The 15,860-nt window shown below is 68.7% G+C and carries 17 protein-coding genes; 12 read left to right on the forward strand and 5 right to left on the reverse strand.

Features of this window, described 5'->3' with window-relative positions; genetic code table 11:
• The first annotated feature begins 13 nt into the window (after positions 1-13).
• The 6 genes from BM417_RS40585 (at position 14) to BM417_RS40610 (ending at position 4,175) form a co-directional block, all read left to right on the forward strand.
• Entirely contained in the window at positions 14-673 is a 660-nt protein-coding gene (locus tag BM417_RS40585; RefSeq protein ID WP_093605428.1) for a response regulator transcription factor, read from the forward strand.
• Positions 670-1,812 carry a sensor histidine kinase gene (locus tag BM417_RS40590; RefSeq protein ID WP_093605429.1) on the forward strand — a complete coding sequence of 381 codons (1,143 nt, stop codon included), beginning with the start codon at positions 670-672 and terminating at the stop codon, positions 1,810-1,812. Before BM417_RS40585 ends, BM417_RS40590 begins: the two co-directional genes overlap by 4 nt.
• A 101-nt stretch (positions 1,813-1,913) precedes the next feature.
• Positions 1,914-2,855, forward strand: a complete 942-nt coding sequence (sepH, locus tag BM417_RS40595) for a septation protein SepH (RefSeq protein WP_093605430.1) — start codon at positions 1,914-1,916, stop codon at positions 2,853-2,855.
• 16 nt (positions 2,856-2,871) lie between these two features.
• Positions 2,872-3,240 carry a hypothetical protein gene (locus tag BM417_RS40600; protein WP_143139010.1) on the forward strand — a complete coding sequence of 123 codons (369 nt, stop codon included), beginning with the start codon at positions 2,872-2,874 and terminating at the stop codon, positions 3,238-3,240.
• 42 nt (positions 3,241-3,282) lie between these two features.
• A complete protein-coding gene (locus BM417_RS40605; protein ID WP_093605432.1) occupies positions 3,283-3,702 on the forward strand; it encodes a hypothetical protein in 420 nt (139 codons plus the stop codon).
• A 53-nt stretch (positions 3,703-3,755) separates the two neighbouring features.
• Positions 3,756-4,175 (forward strand): hypothetical protein, encoded by a 420-nt coding sequence (locus tag BM417_RS40610; protein ID WP_143139011.1) that lies wholly within the window; start codon positions 3,756-3,758, stop codon positions 4,173-4,175.
• Here the strand turns inward: BM417_RS40610 and BM417_RS40615 are convergent.
• On the reverse strand, positions 4,165-4,389 hold the full coding sequence (locus BM417_RS40615) for a hypothetical protein (protein ID WP_245822629.1): 225 nt from the start codon (positions 4,387-4,389) through the stop codon (positions 4,165-4,167). The genes BM417_RS40610 and BM417_RS40615 overlap by 11 nt on opposite strands.
• A gap of 157 nt (positions 4,390-4,546) precedes the next feature.
• On the opposite strand from BM417_RS40615, the gene BM417_RS40620 reads away from it, so the two are divergent.
• The 3 genes from BM417_RS40620 to BM417_RS40630 all read left to right on the forward strand — a co-directional run bounded on the left by BM417_RS40620 (position 4,547) and on the right by BM417_RS40630 (position 8,863).
• Entirely contained in the window at positions 4,547-6,286 is a 1,740-nt protein-coding gene (locus tag BM417_RS40620; RefSeq protein WP_245822631.1) for an ABC transporter ATP-binding protein, read from the forward strand.
• Complete coding sequence (locus BM417_RS40625; protein ID WP_093605435.1) at positions 6,283-8,127, forward strand: ABC transporter ATP-binding protein; 1,845 nt, start codon at positions 6,283-6,285, stop codon at positions 8,125-8,127. Before BM417_RS40620 ends, BM417_RS40625 begins: the two co-directional genes overlap by 4 nt.
• 130 nt (positions 8,128-8,257) lie before the next feature.
• Entirely contained in the window at positions 8,258-8,863 is a 606-nt protein-coding gene (locus tag BM417_RS40630; protein ID WP_093605436.1) for a DUF2537 domain-containing protein, read from the forward strand.
• On the opposite strand, the gene BM417_RS40635 is transcribed toward BM417_RS40630, so the two are convergent.
• Entirely contained in the window at positions 8,860-9,651 is a 792-nt protein-coding gene (locus tag BM417_RS40635; protein WP_093605437.1) for a TrmH family RNA methyltransferase, read from the reverse strand. The genes BM417_RS40630 and BM417_RS40635 overlap by 4 nt on opposite strands.
• A 209-nt stretch (positions 9,652-9,860) precedes the next feature.
• Between BM417_RS40635 and BM417_RS40640 the strand changes: the two genes are divergently transcribed.
• Positions 9,861-11,357, forward strand: coding sequence for a glutamate--cysteine ligase family protein (locus BM417_RS40640; RefSeq protein WP_093605438.1), 1,497 nt, complete (start codon positions 9,861-9,863; stop codon positions 11,355-11,357).
• A gap of 4 nt (positions 11,358-11,361) precedes the next feature.
• Here BM417_RS40640 and BM417_RS40645 read toward each other — a convergent pair whose 3' ends face one another.
• The 3 genes from BM417_RS40645 to BM417_RS40655 all read right to left on the reverse strand — a co-directional run bounded on the left by BM417_RS40645 (position 11,362) and on the right by BM417_RS40655 (position 14,458).
• Complete coding sequence (locus BM417_RS40645; protein WP_093605439.1) at positions 11,362-12,333, reverse strand: hypothetical protein; 972 nt, start codon at positions 12,331-12,333, stop codon at positions 11,362-11,364.
• 65 nt (positions 12,334-12,398) lie between these two features.
• Positions 12,399-12,809, reverse strand: coding sequence for a hypothetical protein (locus tag BM417_RS40650; protein WP_093605440.1), 411 nt, complete (start codon positions 12,807-12,809; stop codon positions 12,399-12,401).
• A 5-nt stretch (positions 12,810-12,814) separates the two neighbouring features.
• Positions 12,815-14,458 (reverse strand): ABC-F family ATP-binding cassette domain-containing protein, encoded by a 1,644-nt coding sequence (locus BM417_RS40655; protein WP_093605441.1) that lies wholly within the window; start codon positions 14,456-14,458, stop codon positions 12,815-12,817.
• Between the two features lie 85 nt (positions 14,459-14,543).
• Between BM417_RS40655 and BM417_RS40660 the strand changes: the two genes are divergently transcribed.
• Complete coding sequence (locus BM417_RS40660) at positions 14,544-15,167, forward strand: superoxide dismutase (protein ID WP_093605442.1); 624 nt, start codon at positions 14,544-14,546, stop codon at positions 15,165-15,167.
• A gap of 224 nt (positions 15,168-15,391) precedes the next feature.
• Positions 15,392-15,859, forward strand: coding sequence for a hypothetical protein (locus BM417_RS40665; RefSeq protein ID WP_143139012.1), 468 nt, complete (start codon positions 15,392-15,394; stop codon positions 15,857-15,859).
• The last annotated feature ends 1 nt before the right edge of the window (position 15,860 follow it).

Raw genomic sequence — 15,860 nt, forward strand, 5'->3', positions numbered from 1 at the left:
GAAAATAGGTGTCATGCGTGTGCTGGTGGTCGAGGACGAACAGCTGCTCGCGGACACGATCGCCGAGGGGTTGCGCAGGTTCTCGATGGCGGTCGACGTCTGTTACGACGGCGAAGCGGCGTTGGAGCGGGTAGGGGTGCACGCGTACGACGTCGTGGTGCTCGACCGCGACCTGCCCCTCGTGCACGGTGACGAGGTGTGCAAGGCGGTGCACGCGACCGGCGGCGAGGCACGGGTGCTGATGCTGACGGCGGCGGCCGATGTGGACGATCGGGTGGCCGGGCTCGGGCTCGGTGCCGACGACTACCTGACCAAGCCGTTCGCGTTCGCCGAGCTCGTGGCCCGCGTGCAGGCGCTGGGCCGGCGGGCTCGTCCTGCCTTGCCGCCGGTGCTCGAACGGGCGGGCGTGACGCTGGACCTGCCGCGGCACCAGGCGTCGCGGGACGGGACGTTCCTGCCTTTGTCTCCCAAGGAGTTCGCCGTGCTGGAAGTGCTGATGCGAGCGGAGGGCAACGTGGTGAGTCCCGAGGAACTGCTGGAGAAGGCCTGGGACGAGCACGCGGACCCGTTCACCAACGCCGTGCGGGTGGCGGTGATGACGCTGCGCCGCAAGCTGGGCGCGCCTCAGGTCATCCAGACCGTGCCCGGCGCCGGCTACCGGTTCGGCTCGTGACGCTCCGGACCAGGCTGACGGCCTGGTACGCCGGGGTGTTCCTGATCGCGGGCATCGCGCTGATCGCGCTCAACTACTGGCTGCTCGCCGAGTGGACGCCGGGCGACGGCGTGGCGATGGCCAGGACGGTGCCGTCGGAGCTGGTCGACCCGTACTCCGGCTACACGGCGGTCGCGGCGGGGGAGCTTCCGACCGACACCGCGGTGTTCACCGGCGAGCAGATCAAAGCGAGCACGATGAGCACGGTCCTGTGGCAGTCGATCATCGCGTTGCTGGTGGCCGCGGTGATCGCCGTCTGGCTCGGCTGGGTGGTGGCCGGACGCGTGCTGGCACCGTTGCACTCGATCACCACGACCGCGCACCGGCTGGAGGCGGAACGGCTGGACCAGCGCATCGAGCTGGACGGGCCGCCGGACGAGCTCAAGGAGCTCGCGGACACGTTCGACGGCATGCTCGACCGGCTCGCGTCGTCGTTCGACAGCCAGAAGCGGTTCGTCGCTAACGCCTCGCACGAGCTGCGCACGCCGTTGGCCGTGCAACGGACGCTGATCGAGGTCGCGATGGCCGACCCGAACGTGACCGACGAGACCCGCAGGCTCGGCACGCACCTGCTCGACACCAACGAGCGCAGCGAGAAGCTCATCGACGGGCTGCTGCTGCTCGCTCGCAGTGATCGCGGGCTCGCCACGCGTGAGCTGGTGTGGCTGGACGAGGTGATCGACGACGAAATCGAGTCGTGCGCGGCACTGGCTTCGGAGAAGAACGTCACGTTTGCGGTTCAGACTCGCAGGTATCTGGTGGACGGCGATCCCGTCCTACTTGCCCAGCTCGTCGGCAACCTGTTGCGCAACGCCGTCCTCTACAACAAGCCGGGCGGCTCCGTGTCGGTCCGGCTTGATCAAGAACTGATCATCACCAACACCGGCCCCACCGTGCCTGCCCAGGCAGTACCCGGATTGTTCGAGCCTTTTCGCCGGCTCCGCGACCGCACCGGGACCGCCGGATCGGGCCTCGGCCTGTCGATCGTGCAGTCCGTGGCGAAGGCTCATCAGGGTTCGGCCAAGGCTCGCCCGAACGGGGGAGGCGGACTGGTGGTCCAGGTGAACCTTCCGGAAACGGGCGTGCGACAGGCCTCGTGAACTGGCAAGATCACGTAGAGATATCGGCGAGTCTCCCACGCAAGGACGGCTCGTTGTCCTAACGTTGTCTGCTGGCGAGGTGCGAATTCAGGGAGGCCACGATGCGAGCGCTGCGAGTCATCGGGCTCGACGAGGACGGCAAGTCCGTCATCCTCGAGGACCCCGAAAACCGCGGCGAGCGCTTCACGCTCCCCGCAGACGAGCGCCTTCGGGCTGCCCTGCGCGGTGATCTCGCGCGCCTCGGCCAGATGCAGATCGAATCGGGCGAGGCCCTCATGCGGCCCCGGGAGATCCAGGCCCGCATCCGCGCCGGCGAGTCGATCGAGCAGGTCGCGGCCGCAGCCGGCATGCCGACGCACCGCATCGAGCGCTTCGCCTACCCCGTTCTGCTGGAGCGTTCGCGCACGGCCGACCTGGCCCAGCGCGCGCACCCGGTCCGTGAGGACGGCCCGGACGTGCAGACGCTCGGCGAGGTCGTCGCGCACTCGTTCGGCCTGCGCGGACACGACCTGTCCGACACCAAGTGGGACGCGTGGCGCGGCGACGACAACCGCTGGATCGTGCAGCTGCAGTGGAAGACCGGTCGCTCGGAGAACCGCGCGCACTGGGCGTTCCACCCCGGTGCGCAGGGCGGCACGGTGACGGCTCTGGACGACGCCGCCGTCGACCTGATGGACCCGAACCCGAACCGCACGCTGCGCACGGTGCGGCCGGTGACGCAGCTGGCACGGCAGGCCCTGGAAACGACCCCGGTCCTTCCCGCGGCCCCCGCGCCCGTTGCCGAGGAGCCCGCACCCGTGCCGGTTCCCGCTCAGGCGCCCGCCCCCGTGGCGGCACCTGTCGTGGCCGAGAAGCCGGCTCAGGAGAAGCTGCCTGAGCCGGAGCCCGCGCCTGCCCCGCCTCCACCGCCGGTGAAGACGGAGCAGGAGCCCGCGGCGGAGAAGCCGGTGCGCAAGGACCCTCCTCCGAAGCGGGGGAAGAAGAACCACCCCATCGTCCCTTCGTGGGAAGACGTTTTACTGGGCGTGCGGTCGAACCGCTGAGTGAGACGCTGACACCGTGGGACGTCGTGTCGCGCTGGCTGCCGGAGTGGGTGCACTCCTCGGGCTGGCCTGGTGGGGAATGTTCGAGCTCCTCGCTTCGGGCGCGGTCTGCTCGAAGGACGACTGGGGCTGTCTCGGCGCCTTCGTGATCGCCACTCCGGTGTTCGCGGTGGCCGGGGCGGTCGTGGGTGGGATCGCACTGCGTTCGCTGAGCGTGTCGCGGGCATGGCTGGTGGCCGTGCCCGCGACCCTCATGGCGGTGGTCGCGATGATCCTGTTGCTGGGGACGACCTTTCTGGCCTTCGCCGTGTTCGCCGCGCTGTACGCGTTGATCGCCGTGCTCACGAACCCTCCGCGCGGTGAAGGTGCTGTGGAGGGTTCGTGAAGATCGGGCTTTCGCGGGCCTTGATCGGGTAGCTCTGGGCGCATGTTGTCGCGCACGGCTCTGGGGGCCGTTGTCGGAACGGTCGTCGGCGCCGGATTTCTGCTGACCCTGGAAACGCTCACGAGGTACTGCAACGGCGGGCCTGGGCGCACCGGCTGTGGTGCCGGGTTCCCGCTGACCGTCGGGCCTGTCTTCGCGTTCTGGATGATCGTGGCCGCGGTGCTGATCCACGTGGGGTTCCGGGTGATGCGAGCAGAACGCGGCTGGTGGGCGGCGGGGGCCGGAAGCGGGTTGTGGTTCCTGCTGTTCCTGGCGGTCATCTACGTCAGGATCTTCCGCCTGGACATGTATCAGGAAGACGCGCATCGGTTCATGGCGACCATGTATGTGATCGTTCCGTGCGTTGCCTACGCACTCGCGGGAGCGCTCACCGGGTTCAAACTGTCATCTTCGCGACGGTAGGAGCCTGCGCCAACGCCTTGGCTCGCGTGGTGACGCTGGTTACGGTGGGTGGCGTGACAGAGCAGAGCACCGCGGGCAAGACGGGCAGGACGGGACGCCGGCTGTTGTTCCGGGTCGTCCTGTCGATGGCCGTCGGCGCCGGGCTGGTGCTCGGGTGGACGTGGGCGTACGAGTCGGGCTTCCTCAAGTCGTGGCTCGACAGCACGTCGATGTCGGCGTTCCTGCTGCTCGTGCTGATCGGGTTGCCACTCGCGCTCGTGTCGTCGCTGGTGCTGGCCGGGCCGATCCTGTGGGTCTTCGGGGTGCGGCCGGTGTGGCCGATCATCCTGCTCGGGCCGATCGTGCTGGGCGTCGGGCTCTACTTCAAGGTGCACGAACCCGTCATCGGGTGGTTCGCCAACCGGCACCACGCCGAGGCGTTGCTCGCGGCCGTCGCCTACGGGCTGGTCGGCCTGTTCACCTTCAGGAAGTGACCGGTACCTGGTCCAGCAGGTTCAGGTCCCAGCCCTCGCGTTCGCACCAGTCCTCGGCGTCCTCGCGGGAGACGAGCATCGCGTGTCTCGGGCGGGGACCGGCCAGGTGATCCCAGCCGTCCGGGGCGAGGACGTAGTTCATTCCGTCGAGTGAGGCGATGAGCCGTCCGTGTGGAAACGCCATCGTCTGCTCGGTCCGCAGAAACCGCGTCATGGTGGTCATCGTGCCCTTGACCTCGACCTAAGTCGAGCCTGCACCCTCCGGTGGGGAGAAAAACCGGATGCTGAAGACGGGTCTGACTTCGTACTTTGGAGACGACCTGGAGGGGGCTCATCGCGTGAGCGATCAACGAAACTCGACAATCAGGACCTTGCGAAGGTTGTGGCCGTACGTGCGGCCGCACCGCGCACGGATGACTGTCGTGCTGTCGGCGACGATGCTCGCGATGCTGTGTGGTCTTGGCATCCCGCTGCTGACGCAGCGCATCGTCGATGGTCCGATTCAGAACAAGCAGACCGGTCCGCTGCCGTGGCTGATCCTGGGCGTGCTGGTGCTCGGGCTCGGCGAGGCGGCATTGTTCTACCTACGGCGCAAGATCGTCGCCAAGCCGGCGGCGGAGGTCGAGGCGCGCATGCGGTTCGACCTGTACCAGCATCTTCAGCGGCTGCCGGTGGCGTTCCACGACCGGTGGCAGTCCGGTCAGCTGTTGTCCCGCGCCACGAACGACCTCACGACCGTGCGGCGGTTCGTGGCGTTCGCGGTCGTGTTCCTGATCGTCAACACCGTGGTCGTGTTCATCGGGCTGGGGATCATCGCGGCGCTCTCGCCGTGGCTGCTGATCGTGTCGCTGTGCGGCGCGCTTCCGTTGATCGTCATCTCGTACTTCTTCGAGTCGAAGTTCAAGATCGTCGCGCGGCGGGCGCAGGACCAGGCGGGCGACCTGACCACGACCGTCGAGGAGTCGGTGCTCGGCATCCGGGTGCTCAAGGCGTTCGGGCGCGGGCCGGAGCTCTCGAAGCGGTTCCTGGCGCAGGCGCGGGAGCTGCGGGCGACCGAGCTGAACAAGATCTCGATCCTGGCCGCGCTGTGGTCGGTGCTGATCGTGCTGCCGGAGCTGTCGATCGCGGGCATGCTCGGCGTCGGCGCGATCGGCATCGTGAACGGTTGGATGACGGTCGGCACGCTGGTCGCGGCGGTCGCGGTGAGCGCGTACCTGCGCTGGCCCATCGACTCCATCGGCTGGCTGCTGGCGGAGACGAACCAGGCCGCCTCGGCGCTGGAACGCTACTGGGAGGTCATCGACTCCCCCGTCACGATCACCGGCCCCGCCTCGCCCGCGCCGCTGCCTGCACCGCTGCGCGGGCACGTTCGTTTCGAGGGCGTGCGGTTCGCGTTCGACGACGGCCGCGAGGTGCTGTCCGGCATCGACCTCGACCTGCGTCCCGGTGAGACGCTGGCGCTGGTCGGCGCGACGGGGTCGGGCAAGACGACGCTGACCGCGCTGGTGCCGCGGCTCGCGGACGTGACCGGTGGCCGGATCACGATCGACGGCGCCGACGTGCGGGACCTCTCGCTGGAGGACCTGCGGACCGTCGTGGGCACCGCGTTCGAGGAACCCGTGCTGTTCTCCGCGTCGGTCACCGAGAACGTGGGGCTGGGCCTGCCGAACGTCACCGAGACGCAGGTGCGCGAGGCGTTGCGGGTGGCCAAGGCGGAGGAGTTCGTGGACGCGCTGCCGTGGGGTCTCGCGACCAGGATCGGCGAGCAGGGCCTGTCGCTGTCCGGTGGTCAGCGGCAACGGCTGGCGCTGGCCCGCGCGGTCGTCGGCAGGCCGGCGGTGCTGGTGCTGGACGACCCGCTGTCGGCGTTGGACGTCCACACCGAGGCCGAGGTGGAGGGCGCGCTGCGCAGGGTTCTGCGCGACACCACGGCACTGGTCGTGGCGCACCGGTCGTCGACCGTGCAGCTCGCCGACCGAGTGGCGTTGCTGGTCGACGGCAAGATCGCCGCGATCGGCTCGCACCGGGAACTGTTGGACACCAACGAGGAATACCGCCGGCTTCTGTCCAGCATGGACGAAGACCTGGTCGAAGAGGAGGTGGCGTCGTGAGTGAAGTTGTCGCACCCGTTGCGGCTGAAGAAGAAGAGTGGCGCGGCGTCGCCTCCGAGGAGATCGAGGAGATCTCGTACTCGACGGGCCTGCGCCTGCAGGCACGGTCCCGCAGGCTGCTGGGCTCGTTGCTGCGCCCGCACATCGCCCGCACGTCGCTGGCGATCGCGGCGGTCGTCACCGGCAACCTGGCGGCCCTCGCGGGCCCGCTGCTGATCGCCGCCGCGATCGACAGGGGCATCCCCGACGCGGTCGGCGGCAGCCCGTCGATCCTGATCTGGTGCGTCGCCGGCTACGCGGTCTGCGCGCTGCTGATGACGTTCCTGCGCTGGGCGTTCCTGCGGATCTCCGGCCGCGTCGGCCAGGACCTGCTGCTGGACCTGCGCGGCCGGATCTTCCGGCACTCGCAGGGCCTGTCGGTGGGCTTTCACGAGTCGTACACGTCCGGCAAGGTCATCTCCCGGCTGACCAGCGACGTCGACGCGTTGCAGGACCTGCTGGAGGAGGGCCTGGACAGCCTGTTCAACGCCGCGCTGTCGGTGGTGGGCATCGCGGTGATCCTGATCTGGCTCGACGCCCCGCTGGCGTCGGTCGTGATCGCGGGCTTCATTCCGCTGTACTTCCTGTGGCGCTGGTTCCGCCGCCGTTCGATGGAGGCGTACCGGGGCACGCGCGGCGCGATCGCCAAGATCATCGTGCAGTTCGTGGAGTCCATGAACGGCATCCGCGCGGTGCAGGCGTTCCGTCGTCAGCCCCGCAACGAGCAGATCATGTCCGGCTTCAACGGCCAGTTCCGCGACGCGAACACCGACGCGCTGGGCGTCATGGCCACGTTCGTCTCGACGATCCGCGCCATCGGCAACGTGTCGCTGGCCGTGGTCCTCGCCTGGGGTGCCTACCGGGTGGCGGACGGCGCCGTCGAACTGGGCGTGCTGGCGGCGTTCATGCTGTACCTGCGCCGCTTCTACGACCCGTTCGACGAGCTGGCGATGTTCGCGAACTCGTACTCCTCCGCCACCGCCGCGCTGGAGAAGATCTCCGGCGTCCTGGAGGAGAAGCCGTCGGTGCCGGAACCTTCGTCGCCGGTGGCCCTCCCGCACGCGCGGGGTGCCGTCCGGTTCGCCGACGTGGAGTTCCAGTACCCCGGCACGTCCCGGCTGGTGCTGCCGCGCTTCACGCTGGACGTACCGGCGGGCCAGACCGTGGCCCTGGTCGGCGCGACCGGCGCCGGCAAGACCACGGTGGCGAAGCTCGTAGGCCGTTTCTACGACCCGTCGTCCGGCTCGGTGCGGCTCGACGGGACAGATCTGCGTTCGATCGCGGACACGGATCTGCGCAAGGCCGTGGTGATGGTGACGCAGGAGAACTTCCTGTTCTCGGGCTCGGTGGCCGACAACATCGCCCTGGGTCGTCCGTCGGCGTCGCGGGCGGAGATCGAGGCCGCCGCGGCCGAGCTGGGCGCGCACGAGTTCATCGCGGCTCTGCCGGACGGCTACGACACGGACGTCCGCAAACGGGGCGGCCGGTTGTCCGCGGGCCAGCGCCAAATGGTCGCTTTCGCGCGTGCTTTCCTGGCCGACCCGGCGGTCCTGGTCCTGGATGAGGCAACATCATCCCTGGACGTGCCCACCGAACGCGCCGTGCAGGCAGCGCTGGAGACAGTGCTGGCCGACCGGACGGCGTTCATCATCGCCCACCGCCTGTCGACGGTCCTGATCGCGGACCGCGTTCTGGTGCTCGATGGTGGCATTGTGGTGGAAGACGGCTCCCCCGCGGAGCTGATCGGTGAGCGGGGCCGGTTCGCGGCCCTGCACACGGCCTGGCGCGACTCGCTCGCGTAGGCCTGCAGGTCGCGTTCGCGCCAATGGGGATCTGGCGCGAACGCGACCTCACGACTCCAGCTCGGTCGTTCTCCCTGGCGTCCTGCGTCCGATAGGTTTCTGGACGAAGGTCCAGACCGAGGAGGACGCAGTGGAGTTGCGAGTCCGGGACGGCCGCGCCGTGCTGGCCGGGGAAGACGACTCCGGTGAGCGCGAGGTCGACCCGCACAGCCTGCCCCTCGGCGCCGACCTCGCGGAGGCGCTGCACGAGTGGGCGAAGGTCGCCGACGCCGTCGTGCGGTCCGAGACGCCCGCCGATGGCGTGGCCAGTGCGCTGGTCGCGCGCAGGGGCAAGCAGCTCGCGGGCAGGATCGCGTCGGTCATGAACTCCCCCGTCAGCTACACCGACCCGGTCAGCGGCGAACTGGTCAGCGTCGACGCTCCCGAGGCGCCGGCCGAGGCCGCGGTGCAGACGTTGGTCAGGGACGAGGACGAGGACGAGCCGACGCCGTGGGGTACCGGGCTCACGGTCAGCATCATCACGGCCGCGATCGTCACGGTGACCGTCGTGTCGCTGTCGCTGGGGCTCGGTGAGACCAGCCGGTGGCTCGCGCTCGTCGCGAACGTGCTGGTGGTCGGCGGGCTGGCACCGTCGGTCTGGCTCGGGCGCAAGGTGCCGGTGTGGCGCTGGGTCGCGTACGGCGTCGTGACCGGGGTGCTCGTCGCCTGGCTGGCCCTGATCCTGACGCTGCTCTAAAGCAGGGCGTAGAACGCCACCGCACCCGCGGTGGCCACGTTCAGCGAGTCCACGCCGGACGACATCGGGATGCGCACGGCCAGATCCGCGGCGTCGATCGCCTCGTCGGTGAGGCCCGGCCCCTCCGAACCCAGCAGCACTGCCACGCGACGGCCGCGCAAACCGGCATCTGCAAGATGCAGAGCGGATGGGCGTGGCGTCAGAGCGGCAACGGTATAACCCTTTTGCCGCAACATGTTCAGCGCCGCGGGCCACTCATCTGTGGTAGCGAAGGGCACGCGCAGGACGTGCCCCATCGACACCCGCACACTGCGTCGATACAGCGGATCGCTGCAACCGGGCCCCAGCACCACGCCGTCGACGCCCAGCGCGGCGGCGTTGCGGAAGATCGAACCCAGGTTCTCGTGATCGCCCACGCCTTCGAGCACGGCGAGCCGCTGGGACCTCGCGGCGAGGTCCTCGAACGACACCGCGGGAGCGCGATCCGCGGCGGCCAGTACACCCCGGTTCAAGTGGAAACCAACGACCGACGCCATAACCTCTGCTGACGTCACGTAGGCGGGAACGTCCAGGTCAGAAAGGTCCAGCGCCTCGATCCGCCGCCGCACCCCGAGCAGCCCGCGCACCGGGTACGGCGACGCCAGCAGACGTTCCACCACCACGACACCCTCGGCGATGACGAGACCTCGTCCACCCGGCCGATCCGGCCTGCGGTCGGCCGTCGACAGGTCCCGGAAGTCGTCCAGCGCGGGGTCCGCCGGGTCGTTGATCTCGATCACCTTCGCCACGCCGGAAGTTTCGCATCCTGCCCGGGGTGGAACAGGCGAGGTAGTCCGGAGGGCGGAACCGCACACGTCCGACCAGCGGATGATCGCTGGTTGTTACCTCCACGTGACAGAGAGCACCGTTTTGGGCGATGTAAAGGGGGATTGCGCTGTGTCACTTTTGGCGTTCCGCCTGGCCCGCGCCCACCGGCGCCGAGCGAAGGGGTAGCGGCATGGGAAGCGAAGTGTCCAGCCGCACGTTCACCAGAGACGATCGCCAGCGCTATCGCGAGAAGATGCAGCGAAGTCTCGACGCATTGGCCACGATGCTGGCCGAAGACACGTTCTCCTTTCCCCGTCGGCAGATGGGGCTCGAGATCGAACTGAACCTCGTCGACGACGCGATGCGGCCGGCGATGGCGAACTCGGAGGTGCTCGAGAAGATCGACGATCCCTCCTACACGCTGGAGCTGGGGCAGCAGAACCTGGAGATCAACGTGCCCCCGCGCGAGCTGGCCGGGGGTGAGATGCTTGGCCTGGAAGAAGAACTGCGCACGTCGCTCGACAACGCGGACTCGAAGGCCAACGACGCGGGCGCCAACCTCGCCATGATCGGCGTGCTGCCCACGTTGCGGGAGAGGCACTTCGACCGCAAGTGGCTCTCCGAGGCGCCGAGGTACGCGCTCCTCAACGACACCATCTTCAAGGCTCGCGGCGAGGAGATGGTGCTGCGCATGGAAGGCCCGGCGATGCCGGGCAAGAACCCCGAGAAGCTGGACACCTACGCGGAGTCGATCCTGCCGGAGGCCGCGTGCACGTCCGTGCAGCTGCACCTCCAGGTCGAGCCGATGCACTTCGCCGCACACTGGAACGCCGCGCAGTGCCTGGCGGGCGTGCAAGTCGCCATCGCCGCGAATTCGGCTTTCCTGCTGGGCAAAGCGCTCTGGCACGAGACCCGGATCCCGTTGTTCGAGCAGGCCACCGACACCCGTCCGGACGAGCTGAAGAACCAGGGCGTCCGTCCGCGCGTGTGGTTCGGTGAACGGTGGATCACGTCGATCTTCGACCTGTTCGAGGAGAACGTGCGCTACTTCCCCAGCCTGCTGCCGGAAACCGACGACGAGGACCCGTTGGAGGTCCTGGAAGCCGGTGGCGCGCCTCGTCTTTCCGAGCTGCGCCTGCACAACGGCACGATCTGGCGCTGGAACCGCCCGGTCTACGACGTCGTCGACGGCGTGCCGCACCTGCGCGTCGAGAACCGGGTCCTGCCCGCGGGCCCCACCGTTCTCGACACGATGGCCAACGCCGCCTTCTTCTACGGCGCCCAGCGCGCGCTCACCTCCCAGGAACGTCCACTGTGGACGCAGATGTCGTTCCAGGCGGCCGAGGAGAACCTCTACACCGGCGCCCGGCACGGCATGAACGCCCAGCTGTACTGGCCGGGCATCGGCTGGATCCCGCCGGACGAGCTGGTGCTGCGCCGGCTCCTGCCGATGGCGCACGACGGCCTGCGCGACTGCGGCGTCTCCGACGAGGCCCGCGAGCGCTACCTCGGCGTGATCGAGCAGCGCTGCCTCGCGCGGCGCACGGGTTCGTCGTGGCAGCGGGAAACCGTTGCGCTGCTGGAAGAGCGGGGCATGTCGAGGGACAGAGCCCTGTCCGGCATGCTCAAGCGGTACATGGAGCTGATGCACGCGGGCGAGCCCGTGCACACGTGGCACGTCGGCTGACCCGCTAGGGCCGCAGCTTCTGCAGGAACGTCTCCCACACGGCCTTGGGCAGGCCGGCGTCAACGGCGCCGCCGGCCTCGTCCCCGCCGATGAACACCGCCACCGAGAGCTGCGGGGTGGCCGCGGCGAACCAGGCGTGCCGGACCTGAGCCGGTTCGCTCGCACGGCAGGCCGTCCACAGGTCGTTGCCACACGCCGGGTCGTTCCGCAGGACCTCGTTGACCTGGTTGGCGATCTCCTTGCCGCGCACCGGATCCCGGTCGAACGCGGACTGCGGCGTGTCCAGCGCCTGGTACAGCGTCGCACCGTGCACGTCGGTGACGTGCGTGACGAAGTGGGCGTCGCGGTGCACACCTTCCGCGGCGAACGTCGCGTACCCGGACGCGAGGTCGAGCGGCCGCAGTCCGCCGTCCGGCCCGTCGAGCAGCTTCGTCCGCGTGCCCTCGACGTCGGCGTACTCGGGCACACCGGCCCGTTGCGCCACCCTGACCGCCCGCTCCGGGTCGCCCTGGTCCAGCGCCTTGCCTTCCTGCAGTGCCGCGGCGGCACTGAACGGGAAGAACACCGAACCGGGCTGCTTCACGACACCGCCCGCGCGATCGACGGCAGGGTCCTCCCCCGGCGCGTAGGCCTTCACGTCCCCTCTCGCGGGGTCGACGGCCACCAGTCCCGAACGCCCCTCGGCACGTTCCCGAATCGCCGCCGCGGCACCGGACTGCGCCTTCGCGTCGATCGTCGTCACCACGATGGCGCCGTCCTCGCGGAGCTTGTCCAGTGACAGCGACCCGCGCGTGGCGAGCTCCCTGGCGACCTGCCTGACCAGCGGTGTCTCGGGGTCGCCGGAGCGCCAGAGCTCCGACGCGTCCGCGTGCTGCAGCACCACGTACCTGGACGGCGGCTCGGCGGACCGCTGCCACACCACGGCGCCGACGATCGCCAGGACCAGCGCCCCCAGAACGAGCAGAACTCGCTTCATCGGATCCCCCAGCGTGAAACTCCCCCAGGGAACCGAATCTAGCGACGGCGTCCAGCCTCAGTCGCTCAGCGGCGGCGCCCCGCCTTCAGAGGCGCGACGTCCGCGCCGTCGTGGGAGATCCGGCACTCGTCCGGCGTCACGGCCTCGACCGCCAGCGTGAGCTCGCCCTTCACTCCCGTGTAGATCGACTCGCCGCGCGACGCCAGCGAGGCGTGCACTTGGTTCGAGTCGGTGAAATCACGCTCGTCCTTCACCCGCTTCTTGCCGGTCTCCTCGGGCCTGGTGGCGCTGCGGAGGTTGACCTCCAGCCACGCGGCCACCTCCGCCGGCGACGTCAGCACTTCCTCAGGGGTGCGTTCGAGCCGAACCTGCCGAGGGGAGGCGTGATCGAGCGAAGTGTGTTCCACATAGGCGTGCCAGTGGGTGTTGCGCATCGACCAGGTCTGTTCGACCGGCCAGTCCTCCTCGGTGGTCATGCCTCCTATCTTCCACCCTTCACACGAGGAAACGTGAGAAGGTCGCGGACGTTGATCTCGTGATCCACCCGCACGGCCGATGCGAGCCGCCGATCGTGCGTGACCAGCAACAACGTGCCCTCGTAGTTGTCGAGCGCTTGTTCCAGTTGTTCGATCGCCGGCAGATCGAGGTGGTTCGTCGGTTCGTCGAGGACCAAACATGTCGTGCCACGAGCTTGCAACAAAGCCAATCCCGCGCGGGTGCGTTCGCCCGGTGAGAGCTCCCGAGCCGGCCGCAGCACGGCGTCCGCGCCGAGCCGGAACTTCGCGAGCAACGTGCGCACCTCGACGTCCTGGAGCCCGGTCGCCCCGGCCACGATCCGCAACGCGCTCTCGTCGCTCGCGAACTCCGCCCGGAGCTGGTCGACCTCGCCGACGACGACACCGGGCCCGATCGAGCGGTCGCCACCGGCCAGCGGAATGCGGCCGAGCAACGCTCCCAGCAGCGTCGACTTGCCGGAGCCGTTCGGGCCGGTGAGGCGCCACCGCTCACCCGCGCCGATCGTGAGATCGATCGGCCCGAGCGTCACGTCGCCACGACTGACCACGGCCTGGCGCAACGTGAACGCGACCGAACTGCCCCGCCCGGCCGACGGCAGGGTGAGCCGCAGTTCCCAGGCTTCGCGCGGTTCCTCGACCTCCTCCAGCCTGGCCAGCTGACGGTCCACAACGGACGCTTTGGCGGTCAGGTTCTCCGCCGACTGCGCGCGGCCGGCGCGCACGTTCTTGTCCGGCTCGTCCCTGCGCGCCTTGGCGCTGGTCGCCCGGTGCACGCCCTGCCGCGACCACTCCTTCACCTGCCTGCTGCGCTGCGCCAGCGAGTCGCGCCTGGCCGAGTACGCCTCGAACTCCTCCTGGGCTCGACGGCCCGCGTTCGCCTTCTCCTCGACGTAGGCCTCCCACCCGCCACCGAACACGGTGATCTTGTGGGTGAACTCGTCGAGCTCGGCGATCGCGGTCGTGGTGCGCGCCAGGAACTCGCGGTCGTGACTGACCAGCACGATCGCACCCTGATAGGCCCTGACGTGGAACTCCAGCAGATCGAGCCCGGCGGCGTCGAGGTCGTTCGTCGGCTCGTCGAGCAGCAGCACGTCGGCGCGGGTGAGGAGCACCGCCGCGAGCCTGAGCCGCGCCTGCTGGCCACCCGACAGCTCGTCGGGCTCCCTGCCGTCGAGCAGATCCGCTTGCAGGCCAAGACGTTCGCACACGGCGTCAGCGCGTTCGTCGAAGTCACCGGCACCGATGGCGGTCCAGTGGTCGAACGCGTGGGAGTACTCCTCACCGCCGCCGTCGGCGAGGGCTTCAGCCTCCCGTTGCAGCCACTGCTCGGCCTGCGCGACGCCGGTGCGCCGCGCGAGGTGGTCCCTGAGCGACTCTCCAGTTACGTGGAGGGTCTCCTGCGTCAGGTGCGCGACGGTCCCGGTGCTCGAGACAGATCCGGATTCCGGCAGCAGCTCACCGGAGAGCAGGCGGAGCAACGTGGACTTGCCGACGCCGTTGGGCGCGATCAGGCCGACGCGGTCACCAGGCGAAACATCGAAATCAACCTCCGAGATCACGGTCCTCGGACCGAACGACAGCGAAATATTCCTGGCTGTCAGCACGGACACGCTTACGACGGTACGACCGTCCGCAACTGGTTAACTCTCCTTATTGCTAGTAAGTTGCAAGTACCAAGAGATTGCAGGAGATGTCATGGCCCAGTACGTGCTGCCGGATCTCGACTACGACTACGGCGACCTCGAGCCGGCGATCATCGGTGAGATCAACGAGCTGCACCACGGCAAGCACCACGCCGCCTACGTGAAGGGCGCGAACGACACGCTGGAGCAGATCGAGGAAGCCCGCGACAAGGAAGCCTTCGGGGGCATCGTCGGCCTGGAGACCACACTGGCGTTCCACCTCGCGGGCCACGCACTGCACCAGGTGTGGTGGAAGAACCTCTCGCCCAACGGCGGCGACAAGCCCGTCGGCGAGCTCGCGGCCGCGATCGACGAGCACTTCGGCTCGTTCGACAAGTTCCGCGGCCAGCTCAACGCCGCCGCGTCCTCGATCCAGGGCTCGGGCTGGGGAATCCTCGCGTGGGAGCCGATCGGCCAGAAGCTGGTCACGCTTCAGCTCAAGGACCACCACTCGAACCTGTCGATCGCGACCACGCCGCTGCTCGCGTTCGACATCTGGGAGCACGCGTACTACCTGCAGTACCGCAACCTGAAGACCGACTACATCTCGGCGCTGTGGAACGTCGTCAACTGGGAGGACGTGTCCGCTCGCTTCGAGGCGGCGCGCGCCGGTCAGAACGGCCTGCAGCTGCCGTAAGGCTTCGGCGGTGGGTGCTCCGACAAGCTTCCCGCCCGCTGAACACGACGAGGCCCCCACTCTGCCCAGAGTGGGGGCCTCGTCCGTTCCCGAACTGACTGCCGCTCCCACCACGAAGCGACGAGACTTAGGTTAGCCTAACTTCGCTTCGTTGGGAAGTCTCGGCGCGATCTCACCTGATCGAGCGACTTGCCGCAACTTCTGAACAAGTTCATAATTTTTTCGTGAGTCTCACAAGAGAAGTTCAATGGAGCGAACTAGCCCGCGACCCCAAGAGCGTCGCCGCTATCGCTGACCAGCACGAAGTGCGTGTCAAGCGGCGCGATGGCGCCGATCTGATGCTGGTGCGGGCCGACCATCACGCATACCGGCACAGCGGCGCAGTCACCGCGGCCCGCGCGATGCGTTCGCTGTTCAAGCACGCTGGTCCCGACGCGGTGGCGGATGCGCTGCTGGACGAGTTCGCGTGGATCTCGGTGCTGCCGAAGTCCGACCGCACTCTGTTCGTGCAGGAGTTCATGCAGGCCATCCAGGTGTCCGCGGAGCTCGGCCAGTGGTCCGTGCTCGCGCAGGTCGTGCACGAGTGGGCCAACACCGCGATCGTGCACGCGGACCCAGAACTGTCACGCGCGCTCAGTGGCCCGACCACCGTCACCCATGGCGGGCTTGTTCCGAACCCCATGGATGAGTGAA

The sequence above is a fragment of the Lentzea waywayandensis genome, from assembly GCF_900115955.1.
Lineage (GTDB): Bacteria > Actinomycetota > Actinomycetes > Mycobacteriales > Pseudonocardiaceae > Lentzea > Lentzea waywayandensis.